This is a genomic window from Streptomyces lothianensis (assembly GCF_047779955.1).
In the GTDB taxonomy this organism is placed as follows: Bacteria; Actinomycetota; Actinomycetes; order Streptomycetales; family Streptomycetaceae; genus Streptomyces.
In genome coordinates this window covers 67,290-84,294 of sequence record NZ_JBLMKT010000038.1, presented here as the reverse complement: position 1 = coordinate 84,294, position 17,005 = coordinate 67,290, and the positions used below count along the sequence as shown (strand labels likewise).

The 17,005-nt window shown below is 70.5% G+C and carries 13 protein-coding genes, 1 tRNA gene and 1 pseudogene; 10 read left to right on the top strand and 5 right to left on the bottom strand.

Annotated features, from left to right (window positions below; translation table 11 throughout):
- Positions 1 to 193: 193 nt before the first annotated feature.
- The 4 genes from ACLF6P_RS14085 to ACLF6P_RS14070 all read left to right on the top strand — a co-directional run bounded on the left by ACLF6P_RS14085 (position 194) and on the right by ACLF6P_RS14070 (position 2,624).
- Positions 194 to 267: transfer RNA gene (locus ACLF6P_RS14085), tRNA-Ile, on the top strand.
- A gap of 438 nt (positions 268 to 705) precedes the next feature.
- Complete coding sequence (locus ACLF6P_RS14080) at positions 706 to 939, top strand: type II toxin-antitoxin system VapB family antitoxin (protein WP_415950572.1); 234 nt, start codon at positions 706 to 708, stop codon at positions 937 to 939.
- The gene (locus tag ACLF6P_RS14075) at positions 936 to 1,343 is read left to right on the top strand and encodes a PIN domain nuclease (protein ID WP_415950571.1); all 408 of its coding nucleotides are present in this window, start codon (positions 936 to 938) and stop codon (positions 1,341 to 1,343) included. The genes ACLF6P_RS14080 and ACLF6P_RS14075 overlap by 4 nt, the downstream gene beginning before the upstream one ends.
- 276 nt (positions 1,344 to 1,619) lie before the next feature.
- Positions 1,620 to 2,624 carry a DUF6879 family protein gene (locus ACLF6P_RS14070; RefSeq protein WP_415950570.1) on the top strand — a complete coding sequence of 335 codons (1,005 nt, stop codon included), beginning with the start codon at positions 1,620 to 1,622 and terminating at the stop codon, positions 2,622 to 2,624.
- Positions 2,625 to 3,373: 749 nt separating this feature from the next.
- Here the strand turns inward: ACLF6P_RS14070 and ACLF6P_RS14065 are convergent.
- On the bottom strand, positions 3,374 to 5,224 hold the full coding sequence (locus ACLF6P_RS14065) for a hypothetical protein (protein ID WP_415950569.1): 1,851 nt from the start codon (positions 5,222 to 5,224) through the stop codon (positions 3,374 to 3,376).
- Between the two features lie 202 nt (positions 5,225 to 5,426).
- Between ACLF6P_RS14065 and ACLF6P_RS14060 the strand changes: the two genes are divergently transcribed.
- Positions 5,427 to 5,984 (top strand): hypothetical protein, encoded by a 558-nt coding sequence (locus ACLF6P_RS14060; RefSeq protein ID WP_415950568.1) that lies wholly within the window; start codon positions 5,427 to 5,429, stop codon positions 5,982 to 5,984.
- A 13-nt stretch (positions 5,985 to 5,997) separates the two neighbouring features.
- On the opposite strand, the gene ACLF6P_RS14055 is transcribed toward ACLF6P_RS14060, so the two are convergent.
- Positions 5,998 to 7,239 (bottom strand): serine hydrolase domain-containing protein, encoded by a 1,242-nt coding sequence (locus ACLF6P_RS14055; protein WP_415950567.1) that lies wholly within the window; start codon positions 7,237 to 7,239, stop codon positions 5,998 to 6,000.
- 260 nt (positions 7,240 to 7,499) lie between these two features.
- Between ACLF6P_RS14055 and ACLF6P_RS14050 the strand changes: the two genes are divergently transcribed.
- Positions 7,500 to 9,167 carry a serine hydrolase gene (locus tag ACLF6P_RS14050; RefSeq protein ID WP_415950566.1) on the top strand — a complete coding sequence of 556 codons (1,668 nt, stop codon included), beginning with the start codon at positions 7,500 to 7,502 and terminating at the stop codon, positions 9,165 to 9,167.
- Between the two features lie 180 nt (positions 9,168 to 9,347).
- Positions 9,348 to 10,280 (top strand): helix-turn-helix transcriptional regulator, encoded by a 933-nt coding sequence (locus ACLF6P_RS14045; protein ID WP_415950565.1) that lies wholly within the window; start codon positions 9,348 to 9,350, stop codon positions 10,278 to 10,280.
- A 180-nt stretch (positions 10,281 to 10,460) separates the two neighbouring features.
- Here the strand turns inward: ACLF6P_RS14045 and ACLF6P_RS14040 are convergent, their stop codons facing one another.
- Together ACLF6P_RS14040 and ACLF6P_RS14035 are read right to left on the bottom strand one after the other, a co-directional pair.
- Entirely contained in the window at positions 10,461 to 11,762 is a 1,302-nt protein-coding gene (locus ACLF6P_RS14040; RefSeq protein ID WP_415950564.1) for a hypothetical protein, read from the bottom strand.
- A gap of 274 nt (positions 11,763 to 12,036) precedes the next feature.
- Positions 12,037 to 12,648: a TetR/AcrR family transcriptional regulator gene (locus tag ACLF6P_RS14035; RefSeq protein ID WP_415950563.1), complete on the bottom strand. Its 612-nt coding sequence runs from the start codon at positions 12,646 to 12,648 to the stop codon at positions 12,037 to 12,039.
- 128 nt (positions 12,649 to 12,776) lie between these two features.
- Here ACLF6P_RS14035 and ACLF6P_RS14030 point away from each other — a divergent pair, with 128 nt between their 5' ends.
- The 3 genes and pseudogenes from ACLF6P_RS14030 to ACLF6P_RS14020 all read left to right on the top strand — a co-directional run bounded on the left by ACLF6P_RS14030 (position 12,777) and on the right by ACLF6P_RS14020 (position 15,124).
- Positions 12,777 to 13,928, top strand: coding sequence for an alkane 1-monooxygenase (locus ACLF6P_RS14030; RefSeq protein ID WP_415950562.1), 1,152 nt, complete (start codon positions 12,777 to 12,779; stop codon positions 13,926 to 13,928).
- A pseudogene (locus ACLF6P_RS30215) lies at positions 13,925 to 14,053 on the top strand (rubredoxin); the annotation flags it as partial. The gene ACLF6P_RS14030 and the pseudogene ACLF6P_RS30215, both read left to right, overlap by 4 nt.
- Before the next feature lie 210 nt (positions 14,054 to 14,263).
- A complete protein-coding gene (locus ACLF6P_RS14020; protein WP_415950580.1) occupies positions 14,264 to 15,124 on the top strand; it encodes a maleylpyruvate isomerase family mycothiol-dependent enzyme in 861 nt (286 codons plus the stop codon).
- Between the two features lie 241 nt (positions 15,125 to 15,365).
- Here the strand turns inward: ACLF6P_RS14020 and ACLF6P_RS14015 are convergent, their stop codons facing one another.
- The gene (locus tag ACLF6P_RS14015) at positions 15,366 to 16,952 is read right to left on the bottom strand and encodes a GAF domain-containing sensor histidine kinase (protein ID WP_415950561.1); all 1,587 of its coding nucleotides are present in this window, start codon (positions 16,950 to 16,952) and stop codon (positions 15,366 to 15,368) included.
- Positions 16,953 to 17,005 lie beyond the last annotated feature (53 nt).

The window sequence follows — 17,005 nt, the reverse complement described above, 5'->3', positions numbered from 1 at the left end:
ATTGGCAGAGCAGCCGGCTGTTAACCGGCAGGTTACTGGTTCGAGTCCAGTCGGGAGAGCCACCGGAAGAGGACCCCTTGAGGGGGTCCTTTTTCATGTCCGGTGCGCAGAGCCGGTCATCCGACGCGGGAGATCGTATGACCGGCTATGCTGCGGCAGACGGCGCGCACAGATGTGCGCGACACGCCGCTACGGGGCGGTAGCTCAGCCGGTTAGAGCAGCGGACTCATAATCCGTCGGCCGTGGGTTCGAGTCCCACCCGCCCCACCGAGATCCCCAGGCAGAATCGTTCTGACCTGGGGAAACGTGGATTTCGCGGCGGTTTTCCGTGCGGTACCAGCCGCGCGCCGTGCGGTACTGACCCGCTGTTGCGGCGTGTCAGTGCACTTCAGATGTGTCTGACCTGGCCTTTTGTGGCGGTTGTCTGAGAGAGCGTTGTGGCGCGGTCCCACGCCCTCCATGGAGGGCGCCCCCACCTGTGCCGAACATCCGCGTCGTTTGTTCTCCCGGCGACAGCCCTGTTGTTCGGGATGCGGGTGTTTGGTGGGGGAGGGGCGTTGCGTGCGTGGCTTGCCGCTTGTGCGTTGTGGCCGCCCGCTCGGCGGTCGGGTCACGTCTGCCCCGTGCGTGATGAGCTGTCGCGAGGAATGTTGGTGATGTATTTTGGTTATGTACATCATGGACTCGCAGTGGTAGGTGGCCGGTATGTCTGTTACCCAGATCGATCTCGATGATGAGGCGCTGGCCGAGGCGATGCGGCTGATGGGTGCCTCGACGAAGAAGGAGACCGTCAACGAGGCACTGCGGGACTATGTGGCGCGCATCAAGCGGTTGGAGGCTGCCGAGAACCTGGCCGCGCGGGGTGAGCGGGGCGAGTTCGAGGCTGCGGCTGCGGCGCATGCCGCTGCCAAGCGCGCCCGGCGGGCAGCCTTCGAGTGATCACGTACCTCCTCGACACGTCCGCCCTCTGGTACCTCTTCCGTACGCCGGGGGCGTTGCGGCCCTGGGAGGGGCACATCGCCGCCGGCGTGTTCCATGTCTGTGAGCCCACAAGGGTGGAGTTCCTCTATTCGGCCACCAGTCCGGCCCACCGCGACGAGTTGGCCGAAGAACTTGATGATCTCTGCCAGTTCTCGCCGGTCCCCAAGAACGCGTGGCGATGGGTCGACACCTCGCAGTACAAGCTCACCCAGCGAGGGCAACGTCGCTCCGCCGGAGCCATCGATCTCCTGGTGTGTGCGACAGCGGTCCATCACGGTCACACGGTGCTCCACGTGGACAACGACTTCGCCACAGTGGCGGCGGTCCTCAAGGAAGTGCAGCAGCGGGACGTACGCGCCTGACTCTTCATCGAGTTCGAACAACACTCGATCAACTCAGGCGGCCAACTTGCCCCGGTGACGGTGACGGTGACGGTGACGAATTCACGAGCCGGTATCGCGGCCTCCGCCTGACCGGCAGGTTGCGCTGAGGGGGCGGGCATTCGGTGTGCTCGTACAACGTGATGCCGCCGCCGGAGGCCGAGAACCTGTCGACCTTGGCGGATGCCTGGCCGGGCAGGATGGGCTTGTCGCAGCGGCAGCAGTACCGGCTCGCGGCCATGGCTACGCCTCCTTGTGGTGAGGGTTACCGGGGGTGGGGGTGACGCGGAGGAAAGCGGTCGCGATCTCGCGGTATCCGGAGAGGTCATCGTCCATGGGCCGCCGCTCACCGACCCCATCGACCTTGCCCAACTCCAGCACTTGAACGAGGGCGAGGTCGCCGTCGTCGTACCCCGCAACACCCTCGTCGACTTCGGTCCCCGGGACGACGAGCCGCGCGTCATCAACGGGGCCGACGAGTTCGACCGGCTGTTCACCACCTTCGCCCACACGGCCTGGCGACTGGAGACGCGCCGACGCTTCGCCAGCGACGAGGCCACTCCGGAGTGGCAGCAGTTCGCAGCCGGCCGGCCCATCGACTGGGACTACGACGACGACTGGTGCCGCAACGTCCGCGTTCAGACCGGGCAGGGAAAGCGGTTCGAGCGCGTGCGCCTGGTCGATGACCCGATCACCCCCGGGCAGCTGTACCTCCGCAGCAACGCTGCCCGGAACTGCGCCGTCGGCGAGGACATCCGCAACCTGTCCCGCGTCCAGGCCGACGAGCTGCACCTGCCTGCGGAGGACTTCTGGCTGTTCGACTCGCGGCTGGTTGCCCGGCTCCTCTTCGACGATGACGACGAAGCGGTACGCGCCCGCATCCGTCGGCAGGAAGGACTGTGGGAACCGGGCCGGACGTATCGGATTCTGATGTGGGAAGCGGCCTGCTTCGCTCTGGTGTGCCCGCCCTCGGTGCTTGCCGCGCAGCTCGATCGCCTCACCAGCGTCATCGGCCTGGACACCGTCGAGTTCGGCATCGTGCCGTTCTCCGCGTCCCTGAAGATCTACGCGGGCAATGCGTTCTGGATCTACGACGACCGGCGCGTGGTCGTGGAGGACTGGCATGCCGAGCTGTGGCTGGACGACGCGGACTCTGTGGCGACGTACCAGCGGGTGTGGGACACGCTGCGGGAGTCCGCCGTGTACGGGGCGGATGCGCAGAACACTCTTGGGCGCGCACGCCGCGCCCTCTGCCCCCGCTGAACTGGCGCGCTGTTCCTACTGCTTGATCTACCAGCACATTCCACACTGGTAAATCACCGTCGGTCCCCCGCGTCGGGCAGGACGAAGCGCCCGGCGCCATCCGAATGCAGGCTCGCTCAGCATCACCTGCGAGTTGCCCGGAACATCAACAGCATCATCGGGCGGGCGTGAGCACCAAGCACAGCGCTCTCCACCCGGTCCAGGCGCCAGACCGCCTCCTCCACGGCCTGCACCACATCCGACAGGTCATCCGCCGAACCGGCCCGCGCAGACTCCAACTCCACCAACACCGAGTGCACCCCGTGCCCCGCCGCCAGGGGCTCGGCTGCCGAGCCCCCCGCACCAACGGCAGCCCGTGCACCAAACCTCGCCACCACAACCCCCTTCATTTGTAGAGGCCATACCGTAGCGACGGGGGACCTTCCATGCACCACACGCCGGCCTGGCCATGGCGGCAGGCAGGCCCTCATCACTCGGGCGTGCCGCTGAAGTGTGATGCCGCCGAGGCTGATCGGTATGGCGTGGTCGAGGGTCCGGGACCAGCGGTCCCGGGGGTCGGGTGTGCGGTCGATGTCGCGGCAGCAGATCCGGCAGGGGGCTCCGCGGGCTCGGATGGGGGCGGAGATTCGGCGGTAGGGGCGCCCGTTGCGTGGGTTGCCAGCCACGGGCACCTCCTCTGTCAGCTACTGCGAGCGGGTGCAGGCCGCCCACGGGCAGCGCGATGGGCAGGGCCGCGCGCGCCACGTACCTCAGCCGCCATGCCGCTCGGCCAGCGCCGCCACACCACGCCGCAGGCGCCGGAAGTACGTGGCGCGGCTGATGTGCAGGCTGCGGGCCACCTGCCAGTGCGTTCCCGACCGGTCGAGGTAGTACGCGCGCAGGATGCGTCCGGCTTCGGCGTCGGCCGTCCCGGGGCCGGCGGCCAGGGTGTCCACAGCCTCTTCGAGCCAGGCGCGCAGCGCCCGGACCGTCGCCGTGTGCGGGGCGGTCAGCAGTGGGTTGCCGGCCAGCTCGCCGGGGGTGTGCAGTGTGGACAGTGCTTCGGCCACGTGTGCCGCGACGGGTCCGTCGACGGTGCCGGTGGCGCCCAGGCGGCGGAGCCAGGCGGGGAGTGCGGCGCCGGTGAAGTCGTTGCTGTAGACCTCCGGGGCGCGTCCGCAGCGGTAGATGTCGTCGCGGATGCCTCCGTGGCGGTGGAAGGCGAGGCTGTCGAGCAGCCGGTGGTAGCCGGGGTCGGCGGTGGACACCACCAGCCGACCGACCGTGACCGCCTGCCGCAGGATGTGGCGCAGCAGCTGGGCGTGGATGGCCGGTTCGGGGCAGAAGGCCGCCCCCAGGAAAAGCCCGCCGCGGTCGCCGTCCGCCACCAGGCTCTCGGCGTGCTGCTGGAGCAGTGGTTCCATCCCGGGCAGGGTCTGTTCCCGGACCGGGATCAGGCTGGTCAGCCCGATCGGCTGTCCGTCCGCGTCGCGGGCCAGGCGGAACCCGGTGATGTCGTCGTCCAGCCACTGGGCGACCAGTCGTTCCGTCCGGCGCTGGTCGAAGCCCTTGAGCGACGCCCAGCCGTGCATCAGGCGGCCGATGTCGTCGGCGTCGCACGGCCGGGCGGCGCCGATGGGCGCGGGCGGGCGGCCGGGTGGGAAGAGCGTCTGCCGGATGACGGGGTCACCGGCCAGGAACATGGACTGTTCCGTCAGTTCGGCTCGCCGTTCGGGGGAAGCCGGCGCGGTGAGCATCCTGCCCCGGTACCGCGCCGCGCGTGAGAGCAGCGCGGCGTGCTGGTCCGGCCGCCGCCACCGGTAGGCCATGTCGAGCAGGGCGCGGTACGGCTCGGCGACGGTCAGTCCGAGGGCGGACCGGTTCACCAGGCTGAGCCCGGCCAGCTCCGTGAACAACTCCGGGCCCGAGGCCAGCAGTTTCTCGTCCGCCGCGCCGACGGTGGCGAGCAGCCGGAGCGTCTGGGTCTTGCGGTGCCCCGGCAGCTCGCGTGCGAGACGCCGGAGGATTTCGACGCTCACCTCGTCGGCCACCGCTCCGAGCGCGGTGGGCGCGGTCCCGGCGTGCAACGCCCGGCAGGCGGCGCGTGCCAGGAGAGGGATGCCGCCGGCGAGCCGGACGACGACGTCCCGCGCCGCCTGGTCCTCGATGCCCGACCGGCCCGCGAGCGCCGCGATCCCGTCGTCGGTCAGCGGCGGAACGGTGAGGGTGACCACATCGCCCCCGCCCCATCCCTCGGCCGCCCTCAACGGTCTTCGGCTGAGCAGGACCACGGGGCGGTGGCCCGCGGGAGCCTCGTCGAGCACCGACGCGGCGCACTCCAGCGCCGTACGCCCGTCGACGCCGTCCAGGACCAGCGGCCCCCGGCCGGCCTCGCGCACGGCCTCCCGCAGGTCGTCCGAGGCATGTGGGCGGGACAGGTCGATGCGCTGGGCGTCGAGCGAACGGGCCAGCCGGGTCTTGCCGACCCCGAGCGGCCCGGTGAGATTCACCAGCGGACAGGCGGCCGCCGCTCTGGCCAGTTCGTGGGCCAGCCTCCGCTGCGCACCCCCCTCGTGGCTGCCGGTCTCCCGGACGTTCCCCGATCCGGCGCTCCGTGTCACGTAGCCCCCCCGTCCAGTGCCCCTGTCGCGTCCGCGGGCCCAAGTTCCGTCCCGGGCACGGGCAGTTGAGACATATCTGAGACTCCCGGCGAGCCAGGAGCCTATACGTTCGTTCGCACCTGTCGGGAGGGGCTGTACGCGGCCGAGGGGACGGCTCAGGGCCGGCCCCAGCCGGTACAGGCCCCCTCAGACGCAGTCCCACATGTCCGAGAAGACCAGTGAGTTCGACAACCGGAGGTATGTGATGAACCTGTACAAGCGCGCCGCCGTGGTGCTGGCCGCGTCACTGCTGGGCGCATCGATGTCCTCGGGCACGGCCGGCGCCGCGACGGCGAAGGATGTGTGCGGCTGGACGCGCACACCCGATGGATGGATCGAGGTGAAGTACTGGGACAGCTTCCGGTGCGGCTCGACCGGCGGTGGCCTGTACAACACGAAGCGGATCACGGACACCAGCGGCGTGGACGCCGGCGGCACCGTGTCCGCGTGCACCTACAGCCCTGTCCCGACCGGGTTCCACATCACCAGGTACTCGTCGACCTTCGACTGCAACCGGACCCGTGGGACCAGCGAATACCACAACCAGGTCGGGCTGGTGAAACTCACGGGTCTGCGGAAGGGCACCACGAAAACGATCTGCGGGCTGTTCCAGGTTCCGACCGGCTGGACGGTGGTCAGCCAGTACAAGTCCATGGACTGTCAGTGGCACATGTACGGGTACCCGGCCAACGACAACACCATGCTCATCCGCAAGTCCTGAGTCCGTCCTCGTATCAGCCGAACAGCGGGTGGTCCGGTGTCAGCATGGCCGCGATGCGGGAGGCGATTTCCTCCGCGGTGTTGCCGCCGGGCGAGGAGGGGCCGGTCGTCGTCGCCACCGCGATCGCCACGCCCTGCTCGGGCAGATAGGCCATCACCTCGCCGTAGCCGCCGAACACCGGATTCTGGAACACCCAGCCGTTCCTGACGACCATCCCGAGCCCGTAGTGGGCGGCCTCGGTCTGTGCCCGGCAGACCGTGGCGGGACAGGTCTCGGTCGGTCCTCCCTTGCCGACGGTGCCGGGGTTCAGGAGCGTGCGGTACGCCGCCCTTGAGATCAGTTCACCCGACCCGATGGCCTGCGCCGAACGGGCCACGTCACAGATGTCCGAGGTCAGCACCGCTCCGGGCGCGATCGTCCAGGACGGGTTCCAGAAGGTGGACTCCTCGAATGTGCCGCGCTCGTCGCTGAAGGCGTGCAGCACCGGGCGCGGCATCCGGGGAGTGAAGGCGTTACGGGTCTCACGCAGGCCGAGCGGCCGCATGATGCGCTGCTCGAGCAGCCGGTCCAGCCGGGTGTCCGTGATCTTCTCCAGGGCGGCTCCCAGGAGTACGAAGTTGGCGTGGGAGTAGCTCCAGTTGGTGCCCGGTTCGTACCACAGTGGCTTACTGGTGGAGATGGCGACCAGCTCACGCGGGGTCCACTGCCGGAACGGGTCGTCGCGGACGGCCTTGAGGAATCCGGGGTCGGGGACGTAGTCGTACAGCCCCGATGTAGAACTGCCGAGCATACGCAGCGTGATCCTGTCGCCGTGCGGCAGCCGGGGCAGCCACCGGGAGACCGGCTCGTCCAGGCCGACCCTGCCCTCGTCGGCGAGTTGCAGCAGCACGGTGGTCAGATAGCCGATGGCCACACCGCCGACCCGCATGTGCATGTCGGCGGTGGCGGGGACGCCGGTCATCGTCTCGCCGGTGGCGGTGGTGACGACCTCGCGCCCGTGCACGGTCACCTTGGCCAGTGCGGCACTCAGCCCGAGCTCCTGGTGGGTCCGGCGCACGATCCTCGCGATCTTCCGGGCCTGGCCGTGCGGCTCGGGTGTGGCCGTACAGGCGTGCTGCGGATGGCCGGGCGGCGGTGTAGACGCCGGTGTGGAGGTCGGTGCGGACGCCGGTGTCGCGGAGAGGGCGGGAGAGGAGCTGAGGGTCAAGGCGAGAAGCGCGGCCACGCACATCCAGGCCTTGCGGGTATGAGTCATGCGGGCACTGTGGGGGCCGGTGACCGCGCCCGGGAGGCGTACCACACCGGCGCGCGTCCGTGTGGCGGAAACTTTGCCTCTGAACGGGCGTAGCGCGATGGCCCTTCTCGCGGGCCGCCCGGCCCTCGCGGGTCCGGTTCTCGCGGGTCCGGTCCTCGCGGGCCGCCCGGTTCTCGTCGGTCCGGTTCTCGCGGGTCCGGTTCTCCTCCGGGTCCTCCGAATGGCTCGCCGATGCGACAAGGGGCGGGCAGGCACTTTCCATGGAATGCATGGCCCGCCTCGCCCGGACGCTCTCCCGCCGCACTCGCCGCTCCCGTCGCCGCACGGCCACGGCCACGGCCACCGCACTGAGCCTGGCCGCACTCCTCCTCGGCGGCTGCACAGGCCCCGACAGCGCCGACACCCTCGCCACCGGACCCGCGGCCGAGGAGTCGCCGCTGCCCACCGTCCCGCCCGCCCAGCCGGCGCCGGGCATCACACGCGCCGAGGTGGACACCGCGGTGGACCGGCTCGACGACGTCGTACGGGACGCCATGCGCCGCACCGGTGTGCCCGGAGTCGCCGTGGGCGTGGTGTACGACGACAAGGTGCTGCATCTGAAGGGCTACGGGGTGCGGAAGGCCGGTGCGAAGGACCGGGTCGGACCCGACACCGTCTTCCAGCTGGCTTCGGTCTCCAAGCCGGTCGCGTCCACCGTGGTCGCCGCGGCCGTGGGGGAGAAGACCGTCGGCTGGGACGACCCGGTCACCGAGCACAGCCCCGGTTTCGCGCTCAAGGACCCCTGGGTCACCCGCCATGTCACCCTGGCCGACCTGTTCTCGCACCGCAGCGGGCTGCCGGACCACGCGGGAGACCTCCTGGAGGACCTCGGCTACGACCGCTCGTACATCCTGGAACACCTCAGGGACCAACCCCTGGCCCCCTTCCGCGCCCACTACGCGTACACGAACTTCGGTCTGACCGAGGCCGCGGTCGCCGTCGCGCGGGCGGCGGGCACCAGCTGGGAGGAGCTGTCCGCCGCGAAGCTGTACCGGCCGCTGGGCATGGACTCCACCAGTTCCTCCTTCGCCGACTACGAGAAGGCCGGGAACAAGGCCGTCGGCCATGTGAAGACCGGTGGCACCTGGAAGGCGGAGCACGTACGGGACGCGGACGCCCAGAGCCCGGCCGGAGGCGCCAGTTCCACGGCCCGGGACATGACGAGGTGGCTGCGCCTGCAACTGGGCAACGGCACCTTCGAGGGGCGTCAGCTCGTCGACGGCGCCGCGCTGGCGGAGACCCATCTGCCGCACATCGTCTCCCAGCCACCGCACGCGCCGGCGGGCCGGACCGGGTTCTACGGGCTCGGCTGGAACGTGAGCTACGACGACGGGGGCAGGCTGAAGCTCGGCCATTCCGGTGCCTTCGCGCTGGGCGCGGCCACCGCCGTCTCACTGCTGCCCTCGGAAGGGCTCGGTATCGTCGTCCTCACCAACGGCTCGCCCGTCGGCGTACCCGAGGCGATCGTCGAGGAGTTCCTCGACACCGCGCGGGCGGGCGGGCCGACGGTCGACTGGCTGGCCTTCCTCGGCCCGCTGCTCGAGCAGGCGGCGCGCGGAGAGCGCTCCCCGGTCGACTACACGAAGCCCCCGGCACGGCCCGCCCCCGCCCGGGCGGACGGCGCCTACACCGGAACGTACGCCAATGACTACTACGGTCCGCTGACCATCGGCATCCGGGGTGACCGGCTCACCATGCAACTGGGGCCGTACAGGCAGCAGTTCACCCTGCGCCACTACGACGGCGACACCTTCAGCTACCGGACCACCGGCGAGAACGCCGTCGGACGCTCCGGCGTGACCTTCACGATCGGGTCCGGCGGCCGCGCCGAGAAGGTCCGGGTCGAGAACCTCGACACGACCGGTCTCGGTACCTTCACCAGGAAGTGAGCCGGATCCGGCCTCCCGGCCACAACCCGGTGAGGTCATCCGGCTTCCGCGCGCGTCCTCTTGGGTGCGCGAGGCGGGCGGAGCGGGCGGTTCGGGCCTGTGGTTGCTGATGTAGAGTCACGGCCTTGAAGCGGCCACGAGCCCGCCTGCCCCACTCAACGCCTTCTCGGGAGGAACGTCTTGACCCGCGCGTTCCCGGCCGAGTCCGCGGGCCAGGGGCCTGTGGGGCTGGACGAAGAGGCGCGGGCCCTCTACGTGCGGCTGGCCACCGGTGGGCGGCTGCCGCTTGCCGAGGTGGACGAGCGGGTTGTGGGACCGCTGCTGCGCGCCGGTCTCGTCGCGCGGGCCGGGGGGATGGTCGAGGCGAGGGCGCCGCGCGGTCCCCTTGAGGCGGCCGCCCGGTCGTACACGGAACTGGCGGCGCGCATCCGGGAGATCGGTGAGGAACTGACCGATGTGTGGAACGCGTCGCAGCGCACGGACGTGGGTGTCGATATCTCGACCGGTGCGATCGCGCTGCAGGAGTACGCGGACCTGATCGGTTCCGCGAGCCGGCGGATCGACGCGCTGACCGTGGCTCCGAGCAGTGGTCGGCCGATCGCCGTGGCGGTCGGCCTCTTCGATGCGCTGGCCCGCGGAGTCGAGGTCAGGGCCGTGTACGACAGCCGACTGCTCGAATCGCCCGAGGCGATCGAGGTGGTGGGGACGTGCATGGCGGCCGGGGAGCAGGCGAGGGCCTTTCCCGGCGTTCCGATCAACCTCGTCATCGTCGACGACGTGGTGTCCGCCAACGTCACCTCCGAGGGTGACAAGGAGGTGCACGCCGCCAGAATCCGCAATCCCCGGCTCGTCGCCGGGCTGCGCAGCGTGTTCGAGTCGTACTGGCAGCTGTCGATGCCGCTCGCCGACGAGGCCCTCGTGGTGGACGGCCAGAAGGACTTCCGGCCGCTCGTACGACTGCTGAGCATCGGTCTCACCGACCGGGCGATCGCACGGGAGCTCGGCGTGTCCGAACGCACCGTGGGCCGCCGGGTCACCCGGCTGCAGGAGCTGCTGGGGGCGGACAACCGCTTCCAGTTGGGACTGCAGATCGCCAGACGTGGCTGGGTGTGACCCGGCGGCCGGTGCGTTGCGGCGGGTGCACCGCGGTTGCTGCGGCACGGTTGATGCGGCGCGGAGGATGCACCACCTCGGATGCGGCGCGGAGGATGCACCGCCGTGGCTGCGGCCCGGCGGATGCCCCGCGGGCCGGGGCGGTCTCACGTGGAGACCGCCCCGGAGGGAGAGAGGGCGTCAGTTCGCGTCGGGGGCGGTGAGTTCGGGCAGTGCCCGCTCGAAGCGGTCGGCGAACGTCATGCTCGGGAGGATGTGCCCCTGGTTGTCCTCGCCCTTGGTGAGGTCGGCCGCCCAGACGGAGGCGCCGTAGCGCTGGTTGGGCGTGCCGTGGTGGCCCGGGTTGGCGAAGCTGCAGTCGCCGACGTTGTAGAAGGTCTCCAGATTCTGCAGCGTGTACGCCTTGTTGAGGGCCTCGCCGCGCTTGTGGACCGTGTAGTACGTGGCGAAGGCGTCGGCCATCAGCTCGGTGCGGCGGGTGGCCTCGGCCTCGTCGGTGATGTCGGTCTCGAAGAGGTTGTTGTCGTACTGGACCTGGTGCCCGAACTCGTGGGCAAGCACGGCGCGTCCGCCGACCCGGCCGAGGCCGATCTCGTCCCACATCTGGAGGATGCCCTGGCCCATCGCCACCCGCCGGGTGATGCCGAGCGTCTCCAGCATCTCCTTCGAGTCACCGGCGTGATCCGGGTCGATCGCGAAGGCGTTGAGCGAGAACATCGGGTTGTCGACCCCGCCCGGGAACCCGTCGAGCATGCCCGAGCCGAGACCGCCCTCGACGCCCAGCTCGAGGAAGATGGCCGCGAGCGGGCTGATCTTGGCGATCCCGGCGTAGACGAACTGGCGGTCGGCCGAGGCGTCGGGGCCGAGGATCTTGCCGTCGAGCGAGACGAGGCCGACGTTGCTGGTGTCGACGTCCCAGAAGCGCTGCAGACTCAGGAACGTGCGGGCGAGTTCGTCGGTGTCGGCTCCGTCGGGGCCGAGCGCGGTCTCGTGCGGGTCGGTGGGCGTCCGCATCAGGGCCCAGTACTGGACCAGGAGGTCGGGAGACAGACCGAGGAAGCCGTTGCGGTACCAGTCCCAGGACTCGGGGTCGATCTGCGCGACCTGGCCGCCCGCCCACTCGCGGAAGTCCGTGGTCGAGCACTGGTAGTCGCCGGGATCGATGGCCCCGGGCCACTCGCTGTCGACGCCGGCGTCGGTGAGTATGCCCGTGAGCTGGGTGAGGGACTGTGTGGCGGCCGCGACGAGTGCCTCGTCGGACGCGCCCGCCGCCTCGACGGCCGCCCGCGTCTCGGCGTCGAGATCGAGGCCGGCGACGTGGGCGTTGAACTGCGCGCGCAGGTGCGAGACGTCCGCGGACGGGGTGACCGAGGTGGTGACGGCGGCTGTCCCGGGGGTGGCCGCGTGGACGGCTGTCGCGCCGGTGAGGGACATGGTCGCAAGCGACGCGACGGCCAGGGTCGCCAGGATGGAACGCTTCATCCGTACTGACTCCTCTAGGTCTTCAGGCTCGGTGTGCCTTGGCTGTTCAGCATTCAAATGACACCGGCAGTCCGGCGGAAGGCCCGTGGACTGGCAGGGACCGGACATGTCGTGTCCCGGACAGTCGCCGTCGGCGCCGTTGTCCGTGCCGCCGCGCGTACCCCGTCTGTGCCGCCGTCCGCACGCGCCGCCGTCCGCCCGCGCCGCCTGGCGGGTCCGATGCCGGTCGGGCGGTCGGCAGGCAGCGGCGTCGTCCTCCCGGCCCGCCGTGGGTTCAGCGCCCCTTCGGGCCCCAGGGATACGCGATGCGCGTGGTGATCACCGCGATGCGGCGGGCGCTGGCCTCCGGGGACGTCACGGGCTGGACGATGTGGCTGACCGTGAGGCGGACGATGGTCTCCACCGCCAGGCTGCGTGAGTCCGCGTCCACATCCGGCCAGGCATCGGCCGCGTAGGCTTCGAGCATGGCGGTCGCCGTGTCGAAGACCGGTTCGGGGCGGGTCGTCAGATAGGCGAGGAGTTCGTCGTCCTCGCCGCCGCGCGCCGCTGTGAGCACCGACTTGATCAGGGGATTGTCCTCGGCCTGGCGCAGCACGTGGCCGACCCCGGCGCGCGCTGCCGCCTCCAACGAGGCCCGGTTGCTGTCGAGTTCCTGCCGGATGCCGAGCAGGAACTGTTCGGCCTCGCGCTCCACCAGGGCAAGACCGATCGCGTCCTTCGCGTTCGATCCGAACTCGTTGTAGACGGTCTGCCGACTGACTCCGGCCGTACGGGCCACTGCGGCCACGCTGAGCCTGCCCCACCCCTCACCGGTGACCAGCGCGTACGCGGCGTCAAGTACCTGGTCGCGGAGCAGAGTTCGAACGGCCTGTCGGTATTGCTTCATGGTTCCTTCACTTTAGGCGCGCTCGGTCTCGTACCGAAAGCTGTCCGGAGCGTTGACACTCATCCGGGCAACTGTCTAACTACTGGACAGTTGGTGTCCCAGGTGTATTCCTTGGCGAGGAGGCCTTCATGGCGGCGGCAGCGGCGACCCCCCAGCCGGACTGGCGGGATCCCAAGCGCTACTACTGGCTGTTGGGGCTGATCATTCCCGCGTTCCCGTTCCTCTCCTGGGGCCTGGTGGAGCTGACCGGCCTCGGGGTCTTCTGGTGGACCGGGATCATCGTGCTCTACGTGGTCTTCCCCGTGGTCGACCAGCTGATCGGCAAGGATGCGGCGAGCCCGCCCGACAGTGCTCTGGCCTGGCTGGAGCAGGACCGCTACTACCGCTGGTGCACGTATCTCTATCTCCCCCTGCAGTACGGCGGCCTTGTCCTCGGCTGCTGGCTGCTGACCGCCGGCGGGCTGTCCCTGCCGGACCGGATCGCGCTGACCGTCACCCTCGGCGGCGTCGCGGGCATTGCGATCAACACCGCCCACGAGCTGGGGCACAAGAAGGAGTCCGTGGAGCGCTGGCTGTCGAAGATCGCCCTCGCCCAGACGCTGTACGGGCACTTCTACATCGAGCACAACCGCGGCCACCACGTCCGCGTGGCCACCCCCGAGGACCCCGCGAGCGCCCGCCTCGGCGAGAGCTTCTGGCGCTTTCTGCCGCGGACCGTGTACGGCAGTCTGCTGTCGGCCTGGGGGCTTGAGAGCAGGCGGCTGCGCCGCCGGGGCAGGAGGGTGTGGACGCCGCACAACGACGTGCTCAACGCCTGGGCGATGTCCGTCGTCCTGTTCGGTGCGCTCGCCGTGGCCTTCGGCCCGGGGGTCCTGCCGTATCTGCTCTTCCAGGCTGCCTTCGGCTTCTGCCTCCTGGAGGTCATCAACTACACCGAGCACTACGGGCTGCTGCGCGGGCGCACCGGGACGGGCCGTTACGAGCGCTGCGCCCCGCGGCACAGCTGGAACAGCGACAACGTCGCCTCCAACGTCTTCCTCTACCATCTGCAGCGCCACAGCGACCACCACGCCAACCCCACCCGCCGCTACCAGGCGCTCCGCCACGCCGACGAGGCACCCGAACTCCCCACCGGCTACGCGGGGATGATCGTGCTCGCCTACTTCCCGCCGCTGTGGCGCCGGGTGATGGACCACCGGGTGCTCGCGCACTACGGCGGTGACGTACGCCTTGCCAATGTGCAGCCGGGCAAGCGGGAGCGGTACGGAGCGGCCGTATGAGCAGGTACCGCTGCCCGGTGTGCGACTTCGTGTACGACGAGGAGCTCGGTCTTCCGCGGGAGGGCTTCCCGGCGGGAACCCCCTGGGCCGAGGTGCCGGACGACTGGGCGTGCCCGGACTGCGGGGTGCGAGAGAAGATCGACTTCGAGAGCGCCGGGGCGGGTGTCGAGACCGGGGGCGAGGCTGCGGGGGGGCGGGGTCTGAAGGCCGTGGCGGCGAAACCCTGTCCACCGTGGCTACCGGGCGGTAGCGTTCGGGGCTGTCGGGGCTGTCGGGGCTGTCGGGGCATCAGTCGTCATCGCGCCTCAAGCGCGGGGATTTCAGGGGGAGTCGGGGTGGAGAGTGTCGCGCGGTTCGACGCCGGGGTTGAGCACACCCGTACCCGTACCGCCTTGGCCGTCGTCATCGAGCGCGTCGCGGGCATGGTGAAGGCGGCGCCCGATCCGGGGGTGGCCTCGGGGCTGCCGGGGTGGTCGGTCGGGGACGTGGGGGCGCATCTCGCGGCGGTGTATCTGGCCTGTGGTTCGGTCTTCGGTGAGGAGGCCGTGCCCTGGGGCGAGGTGATGCCTCAGGGGGAGGGCAGTTCGTTCGGTGAGCGCATCGCGCAGCTGAACGCCGCGTCGGTACAGCTGATCGGTCCGGAGGAACGAGCCGGTCTCGCCGATGTGCTGGCCCGGCGCGGGGAGCGGTTCCTGGCCGCCACCGAGGGGCTCGCCCCGGATACCGAGGTCCCCATCCCCTGGTACGGGCCCGATGTCACGCTCACGCTGGGAGCACTGACGGGTGTGGTGCTCAGCGAAAGCCTCGTGCACGGCCTCGACTTCGCGCGCGGCGCCGGGGTGCCCTGGACGGTCGAACCGGATCACGCCCGCCTCGTTCTCGGGCAGATGATGCCGACGATGATGGCGCTGACGACGGACCGGGAGAAGGCGCGCGGCGTACGTATCGCGTTCGATCTGGCGGTCAAGGGCGGGCCGCGCCTGGCCGTGCTCGTCGAGGGCGGCGAGCTGACCGTGGTCAGGGACGCGCCGCCGCGCCGCTACGACTGCCGGATCACGGTCGATCCGGTCACGTTCCTCCTTGTGTCGTTCGAGCGCATGCCGGTCTGGAAGGCCGTCGTGAGCGGCCGGATGCGGGCCGGAGGGCGGCGGCCGTGGCTCGCCCCACGGCTTTCGCAGCTCGTGGGCGGCGTCTGAGGAACGGGGCGCGCAGCCCGGCACCGTCGGCCGGATCCTGGAGCAGCGCTCGCCCGGAGCCGTGTTTGCGCCGAGCCTAGTGCCGCATCAGGGAACCTTTGCCCCGTCGCGACGCCCGGCACGCACTCTCGCCGCACGTGCCGAAAGCCCGAGTACGTCCAGTACGAGGACTTCCGGTCCGCACGCCGAGAGCACGCACCGGACGCCGCTCCTTGACGGGCAAAGGTTCCCTGACGCGGCACTAGAGCGGTGCCTGCCACGTCACCGTCGTGCCGCCCTCAGGTGCGTCAGCACGGTCCGGTACGCCGTCGTCGTGGACCGTGAGGCGGACGGCCGCGCGGCCGTCCGCGAGCGCGGCCTCGCAGTCGACCGTGATCGCGATACGGGAGAGGCCGGAGCGGCGGGAGGTCTGGGCCAGCGCGCGGCGCAGCGCCGCCAGGAGCCGGTCGGCCGTGTCCTCGTCGAGCGCGGTGTCCACCGGGCCGTTGAACTGGGCCGAGGGTGTGATGCCCGTGCTTGCCGCCGCGCCCGCCGCCTCGCGCAGCACCTTGCCGCGGAAGGTGGTCGGGGCGTCCGCGGGCGGCTGCTGGAGGGCGAAGATCGTGGTGCGGACCTCCTGGACCGTGGACTCCAGCTCGTCCACCGCCTTGCCGATCGTGTCGCCCACCTCCTCGGACCGGGCTCTGCGCTGGGCCGATTCCAGCATCATCCCCGTGGCGAAGAGCCGTTGGATGACGAGGTCGTGCAGATCGCGGGCGATCCGGTCGCGGTCCTCGAAGACCGCGAGCCGCTCCCGGCTGCCCCGTGCCTCGGCGAGAACGAGGGCGAGTGCGGCCTGGCTGGCGAACTGGGTCGCAAGGCGGCGCTCCAGCGCGGTGTAGCGGCGGGCGCCACGGCTGCGGGGCAGGGCGAGCGTGCCGATGAGGCGTCCGTCGCTCTGCAGCGGGAGCAGCATGCTCGGGCCGAAACGGGAGCGTACCGACGTGGTCATCCGCGGGTCGGTGGCCGAGTCCTCGACGAACACCGGCTCGCCGCCGAGCAGTTGGGTGAGGACCGGGCTGCCCGGCTGGATCACCGTGCCGACCAGGGCGCCCGGGTCCCCGTAGGTCGAGGCCGTGACGATCTCCATGCCGCCGTCCGGGGTGGGCTGCAGGATCACCCCGGCCGCGGCATCGGCGAGCTTGCGTGCCTGTTCGGCGACGACCGTCAGGGCATCGTCGGGTGTGTCCTCGCCGAGGAGTGCGGTGGTCACCGCGGCGGCGCCCTCGATCCAGCGTTCGCGCTGGCGGGCGTTCTCGAAGAGGAGGGCGTTGCCGATCGCGATGCCCGCCTGGGCGGCGAGGACCCGCAGGGCCTGTTCGTCGCCGAGCGTGAAGGGGCCGCCGCGCTTCTCGGTGAGGTAGAGGTTCCCGAACGGTTCTTCGTGGACGAGGACCGATACGCCGAGGAACGTACGCATCGGCGGATGGCCCTCCGGGATGCTGCCGGAGGACGGGTGCTTGCTCAGGTCGTCGAGGCGCAGGGGCCCGGAGGCGGCGGCGACCGCGCCGAGCACGCCGCGGTCGATGTGGGGGAGTTCCGTGATGCCGGCGCGGGTGTCCTCGTCGATGCCGCAGGTGAACAGCTCGGTCAGCCGGTCCTGTTCGGGGTCGACGACGCCGAGCGCGCCGTACCGCGCGTCGGTGATGTGGGTGGCCGCGTCCACGATGTGCTGCAGCGTGGCACGCAGTTCGAGATCGGCGCCGACGCTGAGGACGGCTTCGAGGAGGGGCTCGAAGGAGGTGCCGGGCCCCGTCCGCGTATCGCCTGTGCCGCCGCCGTTCCTCATGCCCGTATTCTCCCCGCATCGGCATTCTCCCCGCATCGGCCCGGAATCCGCCC

Bases quoted from the DNA above. Each gene is read 5' to 3' on its own strand.
- ACLF6P_RS14080 (WP_415950572.1), top strand. From the start codon at position 706: ATGTCTGTTACCCAGATCGATCTCGATGATGAGGCGCTGGCCGAGGCG.
- ACLF6P_RS14060 (WP_415950568.1), top strand. From the start codon at position 5,427: ATGTCCGAGAAGACCAGTGAGTTCGACAACCGGAGGTATGTGATGAAC.
- ACLF6P_RS14055 (WP_415950567.1), bottom strand. From the start codon at position 7,239: ATGACTCATACCCGCAAGGCCTGGATGTGCGTGGCCGCGCTTCTCGCC.
- ACLF6P_RS14050 (WP_415950566.1), top strand. From the start codon at position 7,500: ATGGAATGCATGGCCCGCCTCGCCCGGACGCTCTCCCGCCGCACTCGC.
- ACLF6P_RS14040 (WP_415950564.1), bottom strand. From the start codon at position 11,762: ATGAAGCGTTCCATCCTGGCGACCCTGGCCGTCGCGTCGCTTGCGACC.
- ACLF6P_RS14035 (WP_415950563.1), bottom strand. From the start codon at position 12,648: ATGAAGCAATACCGACAGGCCGTTCGAACTCTGCTCCGCGACCAGGTA.
- ACLF6P_RS14030 (WP_415950562.1), top strand. From the start codon at position 12,777: ATGGCGGCGGCAGCGGCGACCCCCCAGCCGGACTGGCGGGATCCCAAG.
- ACLF6P_RS14015 (WP_415950561.1), bottom strand. From the start codon at position 16,952: ATGAGGAACGGCGGCGGCACAGGCGATACGCGGACGGGGCCCGGCACC.